15 protein-coding genes are annotated in these 15,901 nt (G+C 70.9%); 9 read left to right on the top strand and 6 right to left on the bottom strand.

What is annotated here, in order from left to right; all coding sequences use genetic code 11:
• Nucleotides 1–55: 55 nt before the first annotated feature.
• Nucleotides 56–760 (bottom strand): hypothetical protein, encoded by a 705-nt coding sequence (locus AB7E03_RS16575; RefSeq protein ID WP_489942433.1) that lies wholly within the window; start codon nucleotides 758–760, stop codon nucleotides 56–58.
• Nucleotides 757–1,644, bottom strand: a complete 888-nt coding sequence (locus AB7E03_RS16570; protein ID WP_489942432.1) for a DUF5996 family protein — start codon at nucleotides 1,642–1,644, stop codon at nucleotides 757–759. Before AB7E03_RS16570 ends, AB7E03_RS16575 begins: the two co-directional genes overlap by 4 nt.
• A gap of 33 nt (nucleotides 1,645–1,677) precedes the next feature.
• Here AB7E03_RS16570 and AB7E03_RS16565 point away from each other — a divergent pair, with 33 nt between their 5' ends.
• Genes AB7E03_RS16565 through AB7E03_RS16555 form a run of 3 tightly spaced genes read left to right on the top strand, consistent with a single transcriptional unit; the run spans nucleotide 1,678 to nucleotide 3,975 of the window.
• Nucleotides 1,678–2,379, top strand: a complete 702-nt coding sequence (locus AB7E03_RS16565; RefSeq protein ID WP_489942431.1) for a YoaK family protein — start codon at nucleotides 1,678–1,680, stop codon at nucleotides 2,377–2,379.
• Between the two features lie 10 nt (nucleotides 2,380–2,389).
• Complete coding sequence (locus AB7E03_RS16560; protein WP_489942430.1) at nucleotides 2,390–3,382, top strand: class I mannose-6-phosphate isomerase; 993 nt, start codon at nucleotides 2,390–2,392, stop codon at nucleotides 3,380–3,382.
• Nucleotides 3,383–3,432: 50 nt separating this feature from the next.
• Nucleotides 3,433–3,975, top strand: a complete 543-nt coding sequence (locus AB7E03_RS16555; protein ID WP_489942429.1) for a GIY-YIG nuclease family protein — start codon at nucleotides 3,433–3,435, stop codon at nucleotides 3,973–3,975.
• A gap of 87 nt (nucleotides 3,976–4,062) precedes the next feature.
• On the opposite strand, the gene AB7E03_RS16550 is transcribed toward AB7E03_RS16555, so the two are convergent.
• Nucleotides 4,063–5,643, bottom strand: coding sequence for an MFS transporter (locus tag AB7E03_RS16550; protein WP_489942428.1), 1,581 nt, complete (start codon nucleotides 5,641–5,643; stop codon nucleotides 4,063–4,065).
• Nucleotides 5,644–5,798: 155 nt separating this feature from the next.
• Here AB7E03_RS16550 and AB7E03_RS16545 point away from each other — a divergent pair, with 155 nt between their 5' ends.
• From AB7E03_RS16545 to AB7E03_RS16530, 4 genes are all read left to right on the top strand, one after another.
• Nucleotides 5,799–6,365, top strand: a complete 567-nt coding sequence (locus tag AB7E03_RS16545) for a TetR/AcrR family transcriptional regulator (RefSeq protein ID WP_489942427.1) — start codon at nucleotides 5,799–5,801, stop codon at nucleotides 6,363–6,365.
• A gap of 37 nt (nucleotides 6,366–6,402) precedes the next feature.
• The gene (locus tag AB7E03_RS16540) at nucleotides 6,403–8,130 is read left to right on the top strand and encodes a cation:proton antiporter (RefSeq protein WP_489942426.1); all 1,728 of its coding nucleotides are present in this window, start codon (nucleotides 6,403–6,405) and stop codon (nucleotides 8,128–8,130) included.
• Nucleotides 8,131–8,436: 306 nt separating this feature from the next.
• A complete protein-coding gene (locus AB7E03_RS16535) occupies nucleotides 8,437–8,871 on the top strand; it encodes a Fur family transcriptional regulator (RefSeq protein ID WP_489942425.1) in 435 nt (144 codons plus the stop codon).
• A gap of 46 nt (nucleotides 8,872–8,917) precedes the next feature.
• Entirely contained in the window at nucleotides 8,918–10,411 is a 1,494-nt protein-coding gene (locus AB7E03_RS16530; RefSeq protein WP_489942424.1) for a catalase, read from the top strand.
• Between the two features lie 81 nt (nucleotides 10,412–10,492).
• On the opposite strand, the gene AB7E03_RS16525 is transcribed toward AB7E03_RS16530, so the two are convergent.
• A complete protein-coding gene (locus AB7E03_RS16525; protein WP_489942423.1) occupies nucleotides 10,493–11,185 on the bottom strand; it encodes a PhzF family phenazine biosynthesis protein in 693 nt (230 codons plus the stop codon).
• A gap of 62 nt (nucleotides 11,186–11,247) precedes the next feature.
• Between AB7E03_RS16525 and AB7E03_RS16520 the strand changes: the two genes are divergently transcribed.
• Nucleotides 11,248–11,472 (top strand): three-helix bundle dimerization domain-containing protein, encoded by a 225-nt coding sequence (locus AB7E03_RS16520; RefSeq protein WP_489942422.1) that lies wholly within the window; start codon nucleotides 11,248–11,250, stop codon nucleotides 11,470–11,472.
• Between the two features lie 30 nt (nucleotides 11,473–11,502).
• Here AB7E03_RS16520 and AB7E03_RS16515 read toward each other — a convergent pair whose 3' ends face one another.
• Together AB7E03_RS16515 and gabT are read right to left on the bottom strand one after the other, a co-directional pair.
• The gene (locus AB7E03_RS16515; protein ID WP_489942421.1) at nucleotides 11,503–12,993 is read right to left on the bottom strand and encodes an NAD-dependent succinate-semialdehyde dehydrogenase; all 1,491 of its coding nucleotides are present in this window, start codon (nucleotides 12,991–12,993) and stop codon (nucleotides 11,503–11,505) included.
• Nucleotides 12,990–14,351 (bottom strand): 4-aminobutyrate--2-oxoglutarate transaminase, encoded by a 1,362-nt coding sequence (gabT, locus tag AB7E03_RS16510; RefSeq protein ID WP_489942420.1) that lies wholly within the window; start codon nucleotides 14,349–14,351, stop codon nucleotides 12,990–12,992. The genes AB7E03_RS16515 and gabT overlap by 4 nt, the downstream gene beginning before the upstream one ends.
• A gap of 91 nt (nucleotides 14,352–14,442) precedes the next feature.
• Between gabT and AB7E03_RS16505 the strand changes: the two genes are divergently transcribed.
• Nucleotides 14,443–15,894: a PucR family transcriptional regulator gene (locus AB7E03_RS16505; RefSeq protein WP_489942419.1), complete on the top strand. Its 1,452-nt coding sequence runs from the start codon at nucleotides 14,443–14,445 to the stop codon at nucleotides 15,892–15,894.
• Nucleotides 15,895–15,901 lie beyond the last annotated feature (7 nt).

Raw genomic sequence — 15,901 nt, 5'->3', positions numbered from 1 at the left:
GGCGACGGGCCGAACGGTCCGTCGCCCTCCTGCGTTTGCCTCGTGCGTTTCCGGATCAGCTCTCGGTGGAGGGAATCCTCTGCCCGGATGGCCCCGCCAGCAGCCGCCGCTGCCGGCCGTACCGCGTCTCCTGGTAGGCGCCGTGCAGGATCGCGAACACGACCGCTGCGCCGATGCCGACGGCGATAGCGGCGGGGAAGGCCGCGGACCAGACGTAGACGAGCAGGGACACCCCGACGCCCGCCACGATCGAGTTCACGATCGCGATGGCGGACGAGATGGTGAAGAAGACGCCCCTCCGGTAGCCCCTCTGCCCGATCTCCAGCAGTTCGTTGGGCGCGTCGCCCGGAGGGATCGGGAAGTACCGGTCGGCGCCGGGCAGGAGCGACCCGTAGTAACGGCGGATGCGCTGGATGGACGCGAGCGCGGCAACGTCCTCGAGGGAGGTCTGGACGAGCCTTTCGTAGGTGAAGACCCCGAGGATGACGATGACGGGGATGATGACCGCGAGGAATCCGACGGCGAACGGCGTCGACGCCAGGAAGCCGAAGGCGACGAGCGCACTGGAGAGCGTCATCAGGTAGAGAGATGCCCTGCTGCTCGACTCGCTGACGGTGATCCCGCGGGCGGATTCCAGGACGAAATGCTCCGTCAGCAGCGCGTTGTAGAAGGCGAGCGGCCGGTCGGCGAGCGCCCGGGCGGAGTCGTCCGCGCTGGGCAGCGGCACATCGCCTGCGCTGTCGGCATCACGCTCGCTCATCGTTCCCCTTTCTCGACCGAGGGCCACTCCCCCAGCCGGACGGCCGCGGCGTAGGTCGCCTCCAGGAACCCGAGCACCAGCGCATCCGGGTCCTGCGAGCGCCGCACGGTCTCGTACGGGAGCAGGAACTCGCCGTACTCCTCGCTGAAGACCGCGCCATCGGGCACCGGTGCGTCAGCGAATCCGGCGGGCGCCGGGTACGCGTAGGAGTAATACGCACCCTCGGCACCCCCGCCGGGCCAGAATCCGGCGCTGCTGATCTCGTGCGAGTAGCCCTCGACCATCACGCGGTCCGGGCAGTTCGGCACGCCGCCAGGATGCGCGGGCGCCGTCCGCCCCGAGAACCGGGTGACCGCCAGATCCATCGCGCCCCAGAAGTAGTGCACCGGGCTCACTTTGCCGACGAACCTGGAGCGGAAGCGCTGCAGCAGTCGCTGCGCGTCGATCAGCTGCCGCCAGAACGCCTGCGCCTGCTCGGGGACGTACGTGCAGTGCGTGGTGTCGTCCGCGAACGGGATCGCCACCTCCACCTCGTTCGGCACCGGGTGGATGGACACATCCACCCCCAGGGCGCCGAGCGCCGCGAGGGTCTCCTCGTAGAACTGCGCGACCGACTTCCCCGCGAGCGGGAAGCTGCGCCGGCCGCCGTCGCTCGTGCGCAGCACCAGTTCGTGCTCGAGGAAGTCGAACTCGATGTCGAGGATCCCGCCGGGGATGGGCACCGGCCCGGTGCCAAGGCCGCGCGCGCTCAGGTACAGCGTGACGTGCCACCAGTGGTTGACCGGCGGGGTCAGCGCCATCCGGATCTTGCCGACGACCTGCGTCCACAGATGGAGGGTGTCGCGGGTGGCCTGCCAGGAGGCGACGGTGAGCTCGGTCCGCACACGTGAGATCCTATCCAGCGCAGGAGGCGACGAATGGCAGAGATGGACAACCGGCAACGCGAGATGACCCTGGTGCTGATGCTCGCGCTCACTTTCTCCACGGGGATCGTGGATGCGGTCGGGTACTTAGGGCTGGACAAGGTGTTCGCGGGCAACATGACCGGCAACGTGGTGATCCTCGGCATGGCCCTGGTGGGCGCAGAGGGGCTGCCGTGGGTGGGGCCGCTGATCGCGCTGGTCGCCTTCATGGCGGGCGCCGTGATCGGTGGCCGGACGCTGCGGCGCGAGAGCACCGGCTGGAACACCCGGACCAGCTGGTCCTTCACCGCGGTGGCGGTCGCGCTTGCCGTGCTCACCACCGTGACGACGATCACGGGAGGCGTTCCCCCGAAGCCGTGGGAGCTGGCGATCACGACGCTTCTCGCGGCCGCGATGGGCTTCCAGGCGGCGGTCGCACGGCACCTCGCGGTGAAGGACGTCACGACGGTCGTGGTCACCTCCACCATCACCGGACTTGCCGCGGACTCGGTGCTCGCCGGCGGCAGCGGCCAGCCGTGGCGGCGGCGCGCGGCGGCCGTCGTCCTCATCGCCGTCGGCGCACTGGTCGGAGCGCTGCTGCTCCGGCTGGGCATCGCGTTCCCGCTCGGTCTCGCCACGGTCGTCACCGGGGCCGCGGCGGTCGTCGGGCACCTCGCGGCCCACGAGACGCGCGCCGCGCATCCGGTGCACGACTAGATTTCTGACCGTGAGCACTCCGACACCGATCCTTCTCAGCCCGAACCAGCCCCTCGACCGCCCCTACCGCGGCGGCGCGGGGATCGCCCGCTTCCGCGGCACGGCCCAGCCGAGCCCGTTCACGCCGGAGGACTTCGTGGGCTCCACCACGGAGGTCTTCGCCGGCGGAGGCGTCGGCCTCACTGTTCTCCCGGACGGCCGGACACTGCGGGATGCTGTCGCCGCCGACCCGGTCTTCTTCCTCGGCGAACGGCACGTCGAACGGTTCGGCGCCCGCACGATGCTCCTCGTCAAGCTGCTGGACACCGCCGAACGGCTCTTCGTCCACTACCACCCGGACGACGCGTTCGCCGCCCGCCACCTCTCCAGTCCGCTCGGGAAGACGGAAGCGTGGGCGATCATCGACGCGGCCGACGACGCTTACGCGTCCCTCGGCTTCCGGCGGCCGGTCTCGCCCGACGAGGTGCGGGCCTGGTGGACGGGGCAGGATGCCGACGCCATGCTCGACGCGATGAACCGGGTGCCGCTGGCCGCAGGCGACACCCTGCTGGTGCCCGCCGGCCTCGCCCACGCGATCGGTCCGGGCGTCACCCTCGTCGAACTGCAGCAGCCCACCGACCTCTCGGTGCTGCTGGAGCGACGCACGCTGACCGAGGCGGAGGCGCTGCTGGGGTTGGACTTCGACACCGCCATCGGCGGACTCGTGCGCGAGGTCACGCCGGAGGAGCGCATCCACTCGCTGCGTCAGGGCCGGGGCGGGGAGACGCTTTTCCCCGCCGACGCCGACCCCTTCTTCGCCGCCGAGCGCATCACGGTGGACGGCAGCCGCGAGCTGGAGCCGTCCTTCTCGGTGCTCGTCGTACTCGACGGCGAGGGCACGCTTGAGGCGGAGGCCGGATCGCTGCCCCTGCGCCGGGGCGCGACCGTGCTGACCGCATACGGCGACGGACCGGTCGGCCTCAGCGGCCGGCTGGCGTTGGTCCGCTGTCGTCCTCCGCGCTGAGAGCTGGCGCTGCCGCCGCCACTGTCACCGGCTCCGGTTACGCTGACCCAGTGACCAGCCCGTGTGCCGTGTGCGGGGCCTCCGCACATCCCGAGGCTCCGGTCGCGCTCTGCCTGTCGCACCTGCTGGAGGCGCACGACTGGGTGGCCGGCGAGTTCGGGGTGACCGACGTGCTGCCGTCGCCCTGCGCCTTCTGCGGCTCAAGGCTCGGCGTTCGGTACCCATCCGGCTGGCTGTGCGCCGTGTGCGAGTGGCGCGTCGGCGAGCCGCCGCCGGACGACGCGACCACCACTCGTGTCGACGTCGTCTACTACCTGCGGTACCGCGACCGCATCAAGATCGGCACGACGGCGAACCCCGCGCAACGGTTCGCCGCGCTCCCCCACGACGAGGTGCTGGCGTTCGAACGGGGTGACAGGATGCTCGAGCACCGCCGGCACGAAGAATTCGCTCACCTGCGCATCCCCGGCACAGAGTGGTTCGAGACCGACGCGGCGCTGCTGGAGCACGTCGAGCGCGTACGCGAGGGTGCCCCCGAACCCTGGGCGTTGCTGGCCCGCTGGCGCAGCGAGGCCGCGGCGCTCCACGGCTGAACCCTGACCATCCCATAGGACTGGGCCCGGGGATGACGAAGGCCCGGATCCGTGCGGATCCGGGCCTTGCTGAGACCGACGGGACGCTCAGGCGACCTCGAGGCTCTCGCGCCGGCCGCTGTGGGCAGTGAGCGGCAGCTCCCCGTCCACCTTCGCTGCGAGGCGCGCCATCTCGTCCGCCTCCGCCTCCGCCGAGGAGACCGCGGCCATGACCATCGCGGGGGCGGCGGGCTCGAGGGTCTCCACCGATGCGGCGGCGACCAGTTCCTCGGCCTGAGCCACGGCGGAACGGCGAGCGGCCCGCATGATGCCCGCCGCGACGACCGTCACGACGCCCGCCGCGAACGCCAGGATGCCAGCGGTGGCGAAGCCCTCGGTGTAGCCCGACTCGGCCGGGAGGCCGTCCGGCGCGATGGCGCCGGTGACCAGCGCGGTCATCACGGCCGCCCCGACCGCCGAGCCCACGGTGCGCAGGTTGGCGTTCATCCCGCTGGCGATGCCGGTCTGGGTGGCCGGCACGCTCTGCACGACGACGCTGGTGATCGCCGCATAGATCAGGCCGAGTCCGAGGCCGAACACACCCGAAGCGGTGGCGACCGCGAACAGGGAGCCGTGGACGAATGCGAGCGACAGGCTCGCGACGCCCATGAGCACCGCCGAGACCACGATCTGCGCCCGGAAGCCGATCCAGCGGGCGAGGGGTCCGCTCAGGAAGCCGGTCACGGCCATGGTCACGAGCATCGGGAGCATCAGCATCCCCGACTCCGCCACGGACGCGCCCAGGCCGTAGCCGGTGGAGGTGGGCGTCTGCACGAACCGCGGGAAGAAGGCGAACACCGCGAACATCGACGCGCCGATGAAGACGGCCGCTGCGTTCATCGACCAGACGCCCGGGTCGCGCATGAGCCGCATGTCGACGAGGGGATGCCGCGAGCGCAGCTCGACCAGGATCCAGGCGGCGAGCAGAATCGCTGCGAGGAGGAACAGGCCGATCACGACCGGTGACGACCATCCCCACTGCGCGCCGGTGCTGAGCGGCAGCAGCAGCGCGATGAGCCAGCCGGAGAGCAGCAGGCCTGCCCACGGGTTCACGCCGCCGGTCGCCCGGGTGGGCGATTCGGGGATGAAGATGAGGGCAAGGACGGCCGCCGTCACGGTGAGCGCGACAGGCAGCAGGAAGAGTCCACGCCAGCTGAGCGCGTCGGCCAGCGGGCCGGCGAGCACGGTGCCGAGGCCGCTGCCGATCGCGATGATCGACGCGATGGCGCCGATGGCGGAGGGCAGCCGGCGGGCGGGGAACTCGTCGCGGATGATGCCGAAGGCGAGCGGGAACATCGCCCCGCCGAGGCCCTGGATGACGCGGCCGGCGATGACGACGCCGATGGTGGGCGCCACAGCGGCGACCACGCTTCCGAGCGCGACGGCGAGGAGGGCGAGCACGAGGATGCGGCGCTTGCCGACCAGGTCGCCGACGCGACCGAGGAGGGGCGTTGCGACCGCGGCGGCGATGAGCCACGCGGTCATGGTCCAGGTGACGCCCGCGGTGGTGGTGTGCAGGTCGGACTGGATGACGGGAAGGACGGGGACGACGAGCGACTGGAGGGTCGCGAAGGAACCGACGCTGAGCGCCAGGATGGCGAAGGTCAGTCCAGGGTGGGATCGAGACATTGTCGGGAGTTTTCCGTTTCTCGAGGTGATGCCGGAAAGGCGCTAGAATTGGAGGGAGGCTCCGTTCGGAGGGTTCCTCCGGTTAGCTCCTACAGTACCGGAGGCAGCCTCCGCTTCGCAACCCCGGCTTTACCGACCTGAGAGGACCCCTCGCCGTGACCGGCACCCAGACACCCGTCGTGGGCGTCGTCCGCCCCCAGCGGGCGGACGCGCGCCGCAACTTCGACGCGCTTCTCACTGCAGCGCGCGAGGCGTTCGCCGCGCAGGGACCGAGCGCACCTCTCGAGGACATCGCTCGCCGCGCCGGCGTCGGGATCGGGACGCTGTACCGCAACTTCCCGACTCGGGATGCTCTGGTGGAGGCCGTCTACATCGACGAGGTCGCGGCGGTGGTCCGTGCGGCAGACGAGGCCGGATCCCTCGACCCGTGGGAGGCCGTCCAGGCGTGGCTCCGCCGCTTCGTCGCGTACGTCGGCACCAAGCGCGCGCTGGTCGAGGGCCTCAACAAGGAGTCGCCGGTGCTGCTCAGCTGCCGCACCTCGCTCTACGACGCAGGCGAGCCGTTGCTTCAGCGCGCCCAGGCCGCCGGCGAGCTCCGCGATGACGCCACGATCGGCGACGTCATCCGGATGGTCTCCGGCATCGCCGGCGTCGCCTTCGACGACGACGAGCAGCGCGACCGCGTGATCGCCATGGCGATCGACGGGCTCCGCGCCCGCTGAACCCGGCCGTCCCGTGGCATCCCCGTAGGCTTGGGGAATGGAGCTGGGCGTCTATGCGGTGATCGCCGTGGCGGTCATCGTCGGCGTGGCCGCCTTCGCGCGCAAGCTCGGGGTCGCGGCCCCGATCATCCTCGTGATCGTCGGGGTGACCCTCTCCTTCCTTCCCGGGGTGCCCGAGATCGAGGTGCCGCCGGAGATCATCCTGGATGGGCTGCTCCCGCCCATCCTGTACGCCGCGGCGATCAGCGTCCCGCTCACCGATTTCCGACGCAACCTCGCGCCGATCGCCGGGCTGTCGGTGGTGCTCGTCGTGATCACTGCGTTCGCCTCTGGGTTCGTGCTCTTCACGATGCTGCCGGACCTGAACCTGGCGGCCGCGATCGCCCTCGGCGCGATCATCAGCCCACCGGATGCCGTGGCCGCCACCTCCATCGGCCGCAAGCTCGGCCTGCCTCCGCGCCTGCTCACGGTGCTGGAAGGCGAGGGGCTGGTCAACGACGCGACGGCCCTCGTGCTGCTGCGCACGGCTCTGGCTGCGGCGCTCGGCACCCTCGCCACGCCCTGGGCGGGTGTCGTCGACTTCTTCTCGGCCGTCATCATCGCGATCGTCGTCGGTCTCATCGTCGGCTTCGTCTCGGTCTGGGTGCGCTCGAAACTCAACGACCCCGTCCTCGACACGGCGCTGTCGGTCGTCGTGCCGTTCGCCGCGTTCGCCCCCACCGAGGCGCTGCACGGGTCGGGCGTGCTCGCCGTCGTGATCACGGGCCTCTACACCGGCCACGCGGCGCCGTCGCAGTTCAGCGCGCAGGCCCGCATCAGCGATCAGATCAACTGGCGCACCATCCAGTTCCTGCTCGAGAACGGCGTGTTCCTGCTGATCGGCCTCGAACTGCGCACGCTCGTCGCCGACGTGCAGAATCCGGAGATCCTGAGCGTCTGGAACGCCGTCGGCCTGGGGCTCATCGCCGTTGTCTCCCTCATCATCATCCGTTTCATCCTCATCGTCCCGTTGATCTACGGCTTGCGAAGACGCGCGGAGCTCGCCGAGCGCTCGGTGCTGCGGGAGTGGCTGATGATCAGCTTCTTCCGCGACCATCCCGTGCGCTACCGCTGGCAGGCGCTGCGGAAGCAACGGGCGGAGCAGCGGTACCTCCGGCACCGCACCGACCTCGAGGAGTACCGCCAGGAGGCGATCGACTGGAAGGGCGGTGTGGTGCTGGGCTGGGCCGGGATGCGCGGCGTCGTCACGCTCGCGGCCGCACAGTCGCTGCCCTCCGGCATCCCGTACCGTCCGCAGCTCATCCTGATCGCGTTCACGGTCGCGTTCGTCAGCCTGGTCGTGCAGGGCGGCACGCTTCCGTGGCTGATCCGCACGCTCGGGCTCCAGGGGGCGGATGCGAAGGAGGACCGTCGCCTGCTCGCACACCTGCTCGACGACCTGAGCGAGGCCGGGCTGGCCGTGCTCGACGATCCTGAGACGGCAGCCGGGGCCGCCACTCCGATCGACCCGGAGGTGGTCGAACGGGTGCGTCAGTCCTCGTATCTGCGTGCGGAGTCGGCGTGGGAGCGAACGCTGCTGAGCGACTCTCCGCAGGAGAGCCGGCCGCACCACATCTACCGGACGCTGCGCCTCGCGGTGGTCGACGCAGAGCGCACGCGCCTGCTGCTCGAGCGCGCCCGTGGCTCCTACCCCTCGCGCGTCCTGACCGAGGCGCAGTCGCTCCTGGATCTCGAGGAGACTCGGCTGCGGTCCCGCTCGCGCTGATCCCGCGGTCTCTCGTCATGACCGGCCGTCTCCTTCGTCTCTAGTGATGAGACCCGCGCAGGGGGCGGGAGGAAGGGGAATCATGGAGCTCACCGTGATTCGCAGCGAAGATCGACGCCGCATGGTCGTGTCGGTCGAGGCGACAACAGAGACAGAGGCTCTCCAGACCATCGGCAAGGCCATGGGCCCGGTCACGCTGGCACTGAGGCAGCTGTCCGTCCGCAAGCGGCGCGGGCCGGTCGGAGACCAACACGCCCGACCTCCCAGTAATTTTAGTTATTCAAAATAACCGACTAGGGTCGAGCCATGGACACGGCACGGCTCGAAAGCATCCTGCGGGAAGCCGGCCTGAAAGCGACGAGAGGCCGGGTCGCCGTCCTCGAAACGCTGACCGAACGGCCGCACGCCGACGCGGAGACCGTCTTCCGCGCGTTGGGGCCGGTGCTTCCGGGCACCTCGATCCAGAACGTGCACAACGTCCTGGGCGACCTGACGGCCGCAGGCCTCGTGCGACGCATCGAACCGGCCGGGTCGGCCGCTCTCTACGAGCGACGGATCGGCGACAACCACCACCACGTGGTGTGCACCGGGTGCGGTGCCGTCGCCGACGTCGACTGCGTCGTGGGGCGCGCGCCCTGCCTGCATCCGTCGGATGCGGGCGGGTTCGCGATCAGCACCGCCGAGGTCACGTTCTGGGGCCTGTGCCCGTCCTGCCAAGAGCGCACGGCGCTCGCTCCGTAATCCGAGCGCCCGCCACGGCGCGCGCTCAACCGACACCGGGAGAAGTATGTCCGACGACTACACCACCACCCAGACCGGAACGCCGGTCGCCAGCGACGCCCACTCGCTGACGGCAGGGCGCGACGGAGCCACCGCGCTGCACGACCGCTACCTCGTGGAGAAGCTCGCCCAGTTCAACCGGGAGCGCATCCCCGAGCGCATCGTGCACGCGAAGGGCGGTGGCGCGTTCGGCCGGTTCGTCGTGACGGGCGATGTGACGGCCTTCACCAAGGCGGCTGTCTTCCAGCCGGGCACCACGACCCGCACGCTGCAGCGCTTCTCGTCGGTCGCCGGTGAGCAGGGGTCGCCCGACACCTGGCGCGACGTGCGCGGCTTCTCGGTGAAGTTCTACACGACCGAGGGCAACTACGACATCGTCGGCAACAACACCCCGGTCTTCTTCATCCGTGACGGCATCAAGTTCCCCGACTTCATCCACTCGCAGAAGCGCCTTCCCGGCTCAGGTCTGCGCGACGCCGACATGCAGTGGGACTTCTGGACGCTGTCGCCCGAGTCGGCCCACCAGGTCACCTACCTCATGGGCGACCGCGGCCTCCCCCGCTCCTGGCGCACCATGCCCGGCTACGGCTCGCACACCTACCAGTGGATCAACGCGGCCGGCGAGCGCTTCTGGGTGAAGTACCACTTCCACTCGCTGCAGGGCAACGAGGAGATCACCGGCGTCGAGGCGGAGCAGCTCGCGGGCGCCGACGCCGACTACTACCGGCGCGACCTGTACGAGGCGATCGAGCGCGGCGAGTTCCCCGCCTGGCGCGTCTCGGTGCAGGTGATGCCGTACGAGCACGCCAAGGACTACCGCTTCAACCCGTTCGACCTGACCAAGGTGTGGCCGCACAGCGACTACCCACTGATCGAGGTCGGCATCCACACGCTCACCGAGAACCCGCAGAACTTCTTCGCCGAGATCGAGCAGGCCGCCTTCTCGCCGGCGAACACCGTGCCGGGTATCGACATCAGCCCGGACAAGATGCTCATGGCCCGCGTCTTCTCCTACCCGGACGCGCAGCGGTACCGCGTCGGCACCAACTACAACGAGCTGCCGGTCAACCGACCCGTAGCCCCGGTCAACAACTACTCGCAGGATGGCGCCGGCCGTCACGGCTTCAAGCCGGCCGACGCGCCGGTGTACGCGCCAAACTCCTTCGGCGGCCCGGCCGCGCAGCCGGAGCGCGCGGGTGAGGGCGCGTGGGAGTCGGACGGCGCGCTGGTCCGCTCCGCGGCGACGCTCCACACGGAGGACGACGACTTCGGTCAGGCAGGCACCCTCTACCGCGAGGTGTTCGACGACGCCGCGCGGGCGCGCTTCCTCGACACGATCGCCGGAGCGGTCGGCGGCGTGAAGCGCGAAGACATCCGCGAGCGCGCCATCCAGTACTGGACGAACGTGGATGCGGCCCTCGGCCGTGCGCTGCGCGACCGTCTCGAGTCGGGCGCGCAGACTCCCGACGAGGACGCCGAGTACGTCGGCGTCGCCGAGTAACGAGCAGCCGGGTAACAACCAGTTGACGCAACACGCCGTCATCGCTCCGGCGATGGCGGCGTGTTGCGTCAGGCAGACGGGCTAGAGGGTCGCCTCGATGGTGCGGTCGTACACGGTGGTCCCGCCCACGCGCACCCGGCCGTCGTCGAGCAGCTCGGTCTGGAGCTGGGAGCCCTCCCCCTGCACGATGCTGAGCGAGCGGCCCAGCCGGGCCGTCAGCGCGATGGCCGCAGCGCCGGTCGCCTCGTCCTCGATGATGCCCATCTCGGGCGCGAACATGCGGGAGCGCAGCGTGCCGGCCGCCTCGTCGATCCAGGCGTAGGCGTAGTGCTGACCGGACGGGAAGGCGAACGGGTCGAGGGCGTCGACGTCGTCCGGCGACTGCAAGACCAGCCACTCGAATTCGGGCGCCCACTCCGGCCGGGCGGTGATCCAGGCGGTGTCGTCGTCGACCGCCACCTCGACATCCCCGGCGCGCTCGATCAGCACGTCGACCGGAGTGCGGCGATCCGAGAGCCACCAGGCGGTGCCGACGCTGGGATGCCCGGCGAACGGCAGCTCCTTCGCCGGCGTGAAGATGCGCAGCGCCGCGTCACGCGTGCTCTCATCCACCCCATCGAGGAACACCGTCTCGCTGAACCCGAGGGCGGAGGCGATCTCCTGCTCCCGTGAGGCTGTCGCCTCAGAACTGCGCACGATGCCGAGCTCGTTGCCGTTGCGCCCGCTCTCATCGGTGAACACCCGTACTACGACTACCTCGATGGTCTCGTCCATGCCCCCAGCCTGCCAGAACCCACCCATACCGCGCGTTAACTATGCGGGTGCATAATCTCGGCATGACGACCGACGATCGCCAGAAGGCTGCAGAAGAGGACCTCGCCGTGGAACACGCTGCCGAGCGGCTCGCCGACCGCTACCCCGGGGTGCCGCGCGAACGCATCGACGAGCTGGTCGAGAAGTACCACGGGGAGTTCGACGGCGCACCCGTGCGCGACTTCGTTCCTGTGTTGATCGAGCACGATGTCAAGCGCGAGCTGAACGCGGAGAAGCGCGCCGACTGAATCAGACCGGCGCGCTCCTCGGTGCTCCGGTCAGGCCGGGATGAGCGTGTACTTGGTGCTCAGGTACTCGTGGATGCCCTCCAGGCCGCCCTCGCGGCCGAGCCCCGACTGCTTGACGCCGCCGAACGGTGCGGCCGCGTTGGAGACGAGACCCGTGTTGAGCCCCATCATTCCGGTGTCGATGCGATCGATCATCCGCTGACCGCGGGCGAGATCCGCCGTGAAGACGTAGCCGACCAGCCCGTACTCGGTCGAGTTGGCGGCAGCGACGGCCTCATCCTCGGTCGAGAAGGTGCTGATCGCCAGGATGGGCCCGAAGATCTCCTCGCGGAGGAGGTCGCTGCCGGGCTGCACATCCACGATCACGGTCGGCTCGAAGAAGAACCCGTCGCCCGCGGGTGCGGTCCCGCCGGTGAGCACGCGTGCGCCGCGGGCCACCGCATCCTGAACCAGTGCCGACATGGATGCGACAGCACGGTCGTCGATCAGCGGCCCGATGGTCACGCCGTCGTCGGTGCCGCGACCGATCCGCAGCGCCTCGACCTTCTCGGTGACGCGCCGCGCGAACTCGTCGGCGACGGACTCGTGCACGAGGAACCGGTTGGCCGCGGTGCACGCCTGCCCGATGTTGCGGAACTTGGCGAGCATCGCTCCGTTGACCGCCGCATCCAGGTCCGCGTCCTCGAACACCACGAAGGGGGCGTTACCGCCGAGCTCCATGGAGGTGCGGAGCACGTTCTGGCCTGCCTGGGCGAGCAGCGAGCGGCCCACCGGCGTGGAACCGGTGAACGACAGCTTGCGCAGCCGCGGGTCGGCGATGATCGGCTCGGACACGGTCCGCGCGGTGCTCGTCGGCACCACATTGACGACGCCGGCCGGAACCCCCGCGTCGGCGAGCAGCTGCACGAAGAACAGCGTGGTCAGCGGCGTCAGCTCGGCCGGCTTGACCACGACGGTGCAGCCCGCGGCGAGCGCGGGGGCGATCTTGCGGGTCGCCATCGCGAGCGGGAAGTTCCACGGCGTGATCAGGTAGCACGGCCCGACCGGACGCTGCGAGACGACCATGGTGCCGGTCCCCTCGGGGTTCTGCCCGAAGCGCCCGGAGATGCGCACGGCCTCCTCCGAGAACCAGCGCAGAAACTCGCCGCCGTAGGTGACCTCGCCGTTGGCCTCGGCGAGGGGCTTGCCCATCTCCAGGGTCATCAGCAGGGCGAAGTCGTCGCGGCGCTCCTGCAGCAGGTCGAACGCGCGGCGCAGGATCTCGGCACGGACGCGGGGCGGGGTGGCGGCCCACTCGTCGGCGGCGCCAACAGCAGCGTCGAGCGCGCGCATCCCGTCCTCCGGCGTCGCGTTGGCGATGCGCTTGATGACGCGGCCGGTGGCGGGATCCTGCACCTCGATCGGGTCGCGGCTTCCGGCCTCCCACTGTCCCGCGATGAAGAGACCGTCGGGGACGCGGGAGAGCAGGTCGGCCTCGCGAGCGGTTGCAGTCGTGTCTGCGGTGGTGTCGACGATGGTCATGCGCCCGCCACCGCCTCCGCGACGACGTCGAGACCCTCGATGAGGAGGTGGTCCGGGATGCTCAGCGGCGGGAGGAAGCGGATGACGTTCCCGTAGGTGCCGCAGGTGAGCAGGATGACGCCCGCGGCGTGGGCGGCCGCAGCGACCTTCGAAGTGAGGGCCGCATCCGGCTCTCCCGTGGCCGGGTCGACGAGCTCGATCGCGACCATCGCGCCGCGTCCGCGCACTTCGGCGACGCGCGGGTCGGCGTCGCGCAGGGCGCCGAGCTTCTCGAACAGGATGTCGCCGATCTGCCGGGCGCGCCCCGCCAGGTCCTCCTGCTCGTAGGTCTCGATCGTCGCGAGCGCGGCGACGCAGGCGAGCGGGTTGCCTCCGTAAGTGCCGCCGAGGCCGCCGACCTGCGGGGCGTCCATGATCTCGGCACGGCCGGTGACGGCGGACAGCGGCAGACCACCGGCGATGCCCTTGGCGGTGACGATGAGGTCGGGGGTGATCCCGAACTGCTCGGACGCGAACATCGTGCCGGTGCGGGCGAAGCCGGTCTGCACCTCGTCGGCGATGAAGACGACGCCGTTGGCGTTCGCCCACTCCTGCAGCGCCGGCAGGAAGCCGTCGGCGGGGACGATGAAGCCGCCCTCGCCCTGGATCGGCTCGATGATGAGCGCGGCCAGGTTGGCGGCGCCGATCTGCTTCTCGATCATCGAGATGGCGCGCGCCGCGGCCTCGGTGCCCGAGAGGCCGCCGTCGCGCAGCGGGTAGCTGAGCGGTGCGCGGTAGATCTCGGGGGCGAACGGTCCGAACCCGTTCTTGTACGGCTGGTTCTTGGCGGTCAGGCCCATCGTGAGGTTCGTGCGGCCGTGGTACGCGTGGTCGAACGCGACGACCGCCTGCTTGCCGGTGTAGTGACGGGCGATCTTCACCGCGTTCTCGACGGCCTCGGCGCCGGAGTTGAACAGGGCGCTGCGCTTGGCGAAGTCGCCGGGGGTGAGGCGGTTGAGGGCCTCGGCCACGTCGACGTAGGAGTCGTACGGAGCGATGGTGAAGCAGGTGTGCGTGAAGGCGGCGACCTGCGCGGTGACCGCCTCGACGACGCGGGGAGCGGAGTTGCCGACGCCGGTCACCGCGATGCCCGAGCCGAGATCGATGAGAGAGTTGCCGTCCACATCCACGAGCACGCCGCCGCCGGCTGCGACCGCGTACACCGGGATGGTGGTGCCGACGCCGGCCGCGACGGCCTGCGCCTTGCGCTCGGCCCGCTTGCGCGACTCCGGGCCGGGGATCGGGGTGACGAGCCGGCGCTCCTGCGGGAGCGAGGGTCCGCCGACGGGGGCGTCGATGGCGGTGTCGAGGATGGTCATGGTTCGAATGTAGGAACCCGACACGCGATCAGGGCTGGACACGACGTACAATCACTCCGCCGGGGATCGACACCCTGGCGGATGGAGCCCCATGCCCGCGACTCTCACCCAGCTGCTGGCGCGCGCCGAGCTGGGCCTGCGCCTGCTGACACCGCCCACCGTCGGAGACCTCGACGCCCCGCTGGCCTGGGCGCACAGCTCCGACCTGCCGGACCCGACGCCGTTTCTCTCCGCTGGTCAGGTCCTGCTGCTGACCCAGCCACCGGAGGACCCCGAGCCGTACGTGCGGCGGCTGGCCGAGCACGGCATCGCCGCGCTGGGATTCGGAACGGAGGTCGTCCGCGACGGGACGCCGGTTGCGCTCGTCGAGGCGTGCTCGCGCCTCGGGCTGCCGCTCTTCGAGGTGCCGTACCGGACGCCGTTCATCGCCGTGGCGCGCTTCGTCGCCGACCGCGTCGCCGCCGACGCGTACGCCCGGAGCACCTGGGCGCTGCGGGCGTCGCGCGCGATCTCCCTGGCCGCGCTCCGACCGGATGCGCTGGGTGCCGTGCTCTCCGAGCTCTCGCGCCAGATCGAGCGGCCGGTGGCGCTCGTGGGCAGCGACGGCGCCGTCGGGCGCAGCTACCCCTCCGGTGCGCTCGACGCCCGCGCGCGGCGGGCTCTCGCGGAGGCGGCCGACCCGCTGCTGCGGAGCGGACGGCGGGCAGCGGGCACCGTCGGCACCGATGCCGGTCCGTTCGCCCTCCAGACGCTCGGTGCCGCTGGTCGCCTGCGCGGCGTCCTCGCGGTCGGTTCGGAGGGACTGGATGCGCCCGCCCAGCAGGTCGTGACCGGCGTGGTCGCGCTCGCCGGGCTCGCGCTCGAGCAGTCACGGGCGGCGGATGCGGCACGCGCCCGGCTGCGGACCGCCGTCTGGCGGGCGCTGCTGGCCGGCGACACGGCGGTCGCCGCCTCCATCGCCGAGCCGGTGCTGGGGGTGCTGCCCGCATCCCCGCTCCGGGTGGCGGTGCTGAGCGGGCCGGCCGTGGCGGCTGCGCTCGACTGGCTGGAGGCGAACTCTGACGGGTTCTTCGCCCGTGACGGAGCGGACCTCGTCGTGCTCGGCGACGACGCGGCCGCCACGGCACTCGCTAAGCGCTTCGAACTGCGCGGGGGGATCTCCTCAGACACCGCCCTGGATGCGCTCGACGCAGCCCTCGAACAGGCCCACGCCGCGCGCAGCCGGGCCTCGGCCGACGAGCCGGTCCCCTCGTTCGACGACGTCGCGTCGGCGGGCATGCTGGCGCTGCTGCACACACCGGATGCCCGCGCGGTCGCGGCGACCGCCCTGCAGCCGCTCGTCGCATCCGACCCGTCGCTGCCGGGAGTGCTCCGCACGTGGCTCGACGCGGACGGCGTCTACGACGTTGCCGCCCGGCAGCTCGGCATCCACCGCCACACCCTGCGCGCCCGGGTGGCCGAGGCGGAGCGCCTGCTGGGCCGAGACCTCGGCTCCTTCGCTGCTCGCGCCGACCTCTACGCCGCCCTGCGCGCGACCGCATAACCCCTCC

This window comes from Leifsonia sp. RCC_180, from assembly GCF_058138205.1.
Note: the sequence above shows the minus strand (reverse complement) of the source record. Positions and strands in the feature narration are given on the sequence as shown.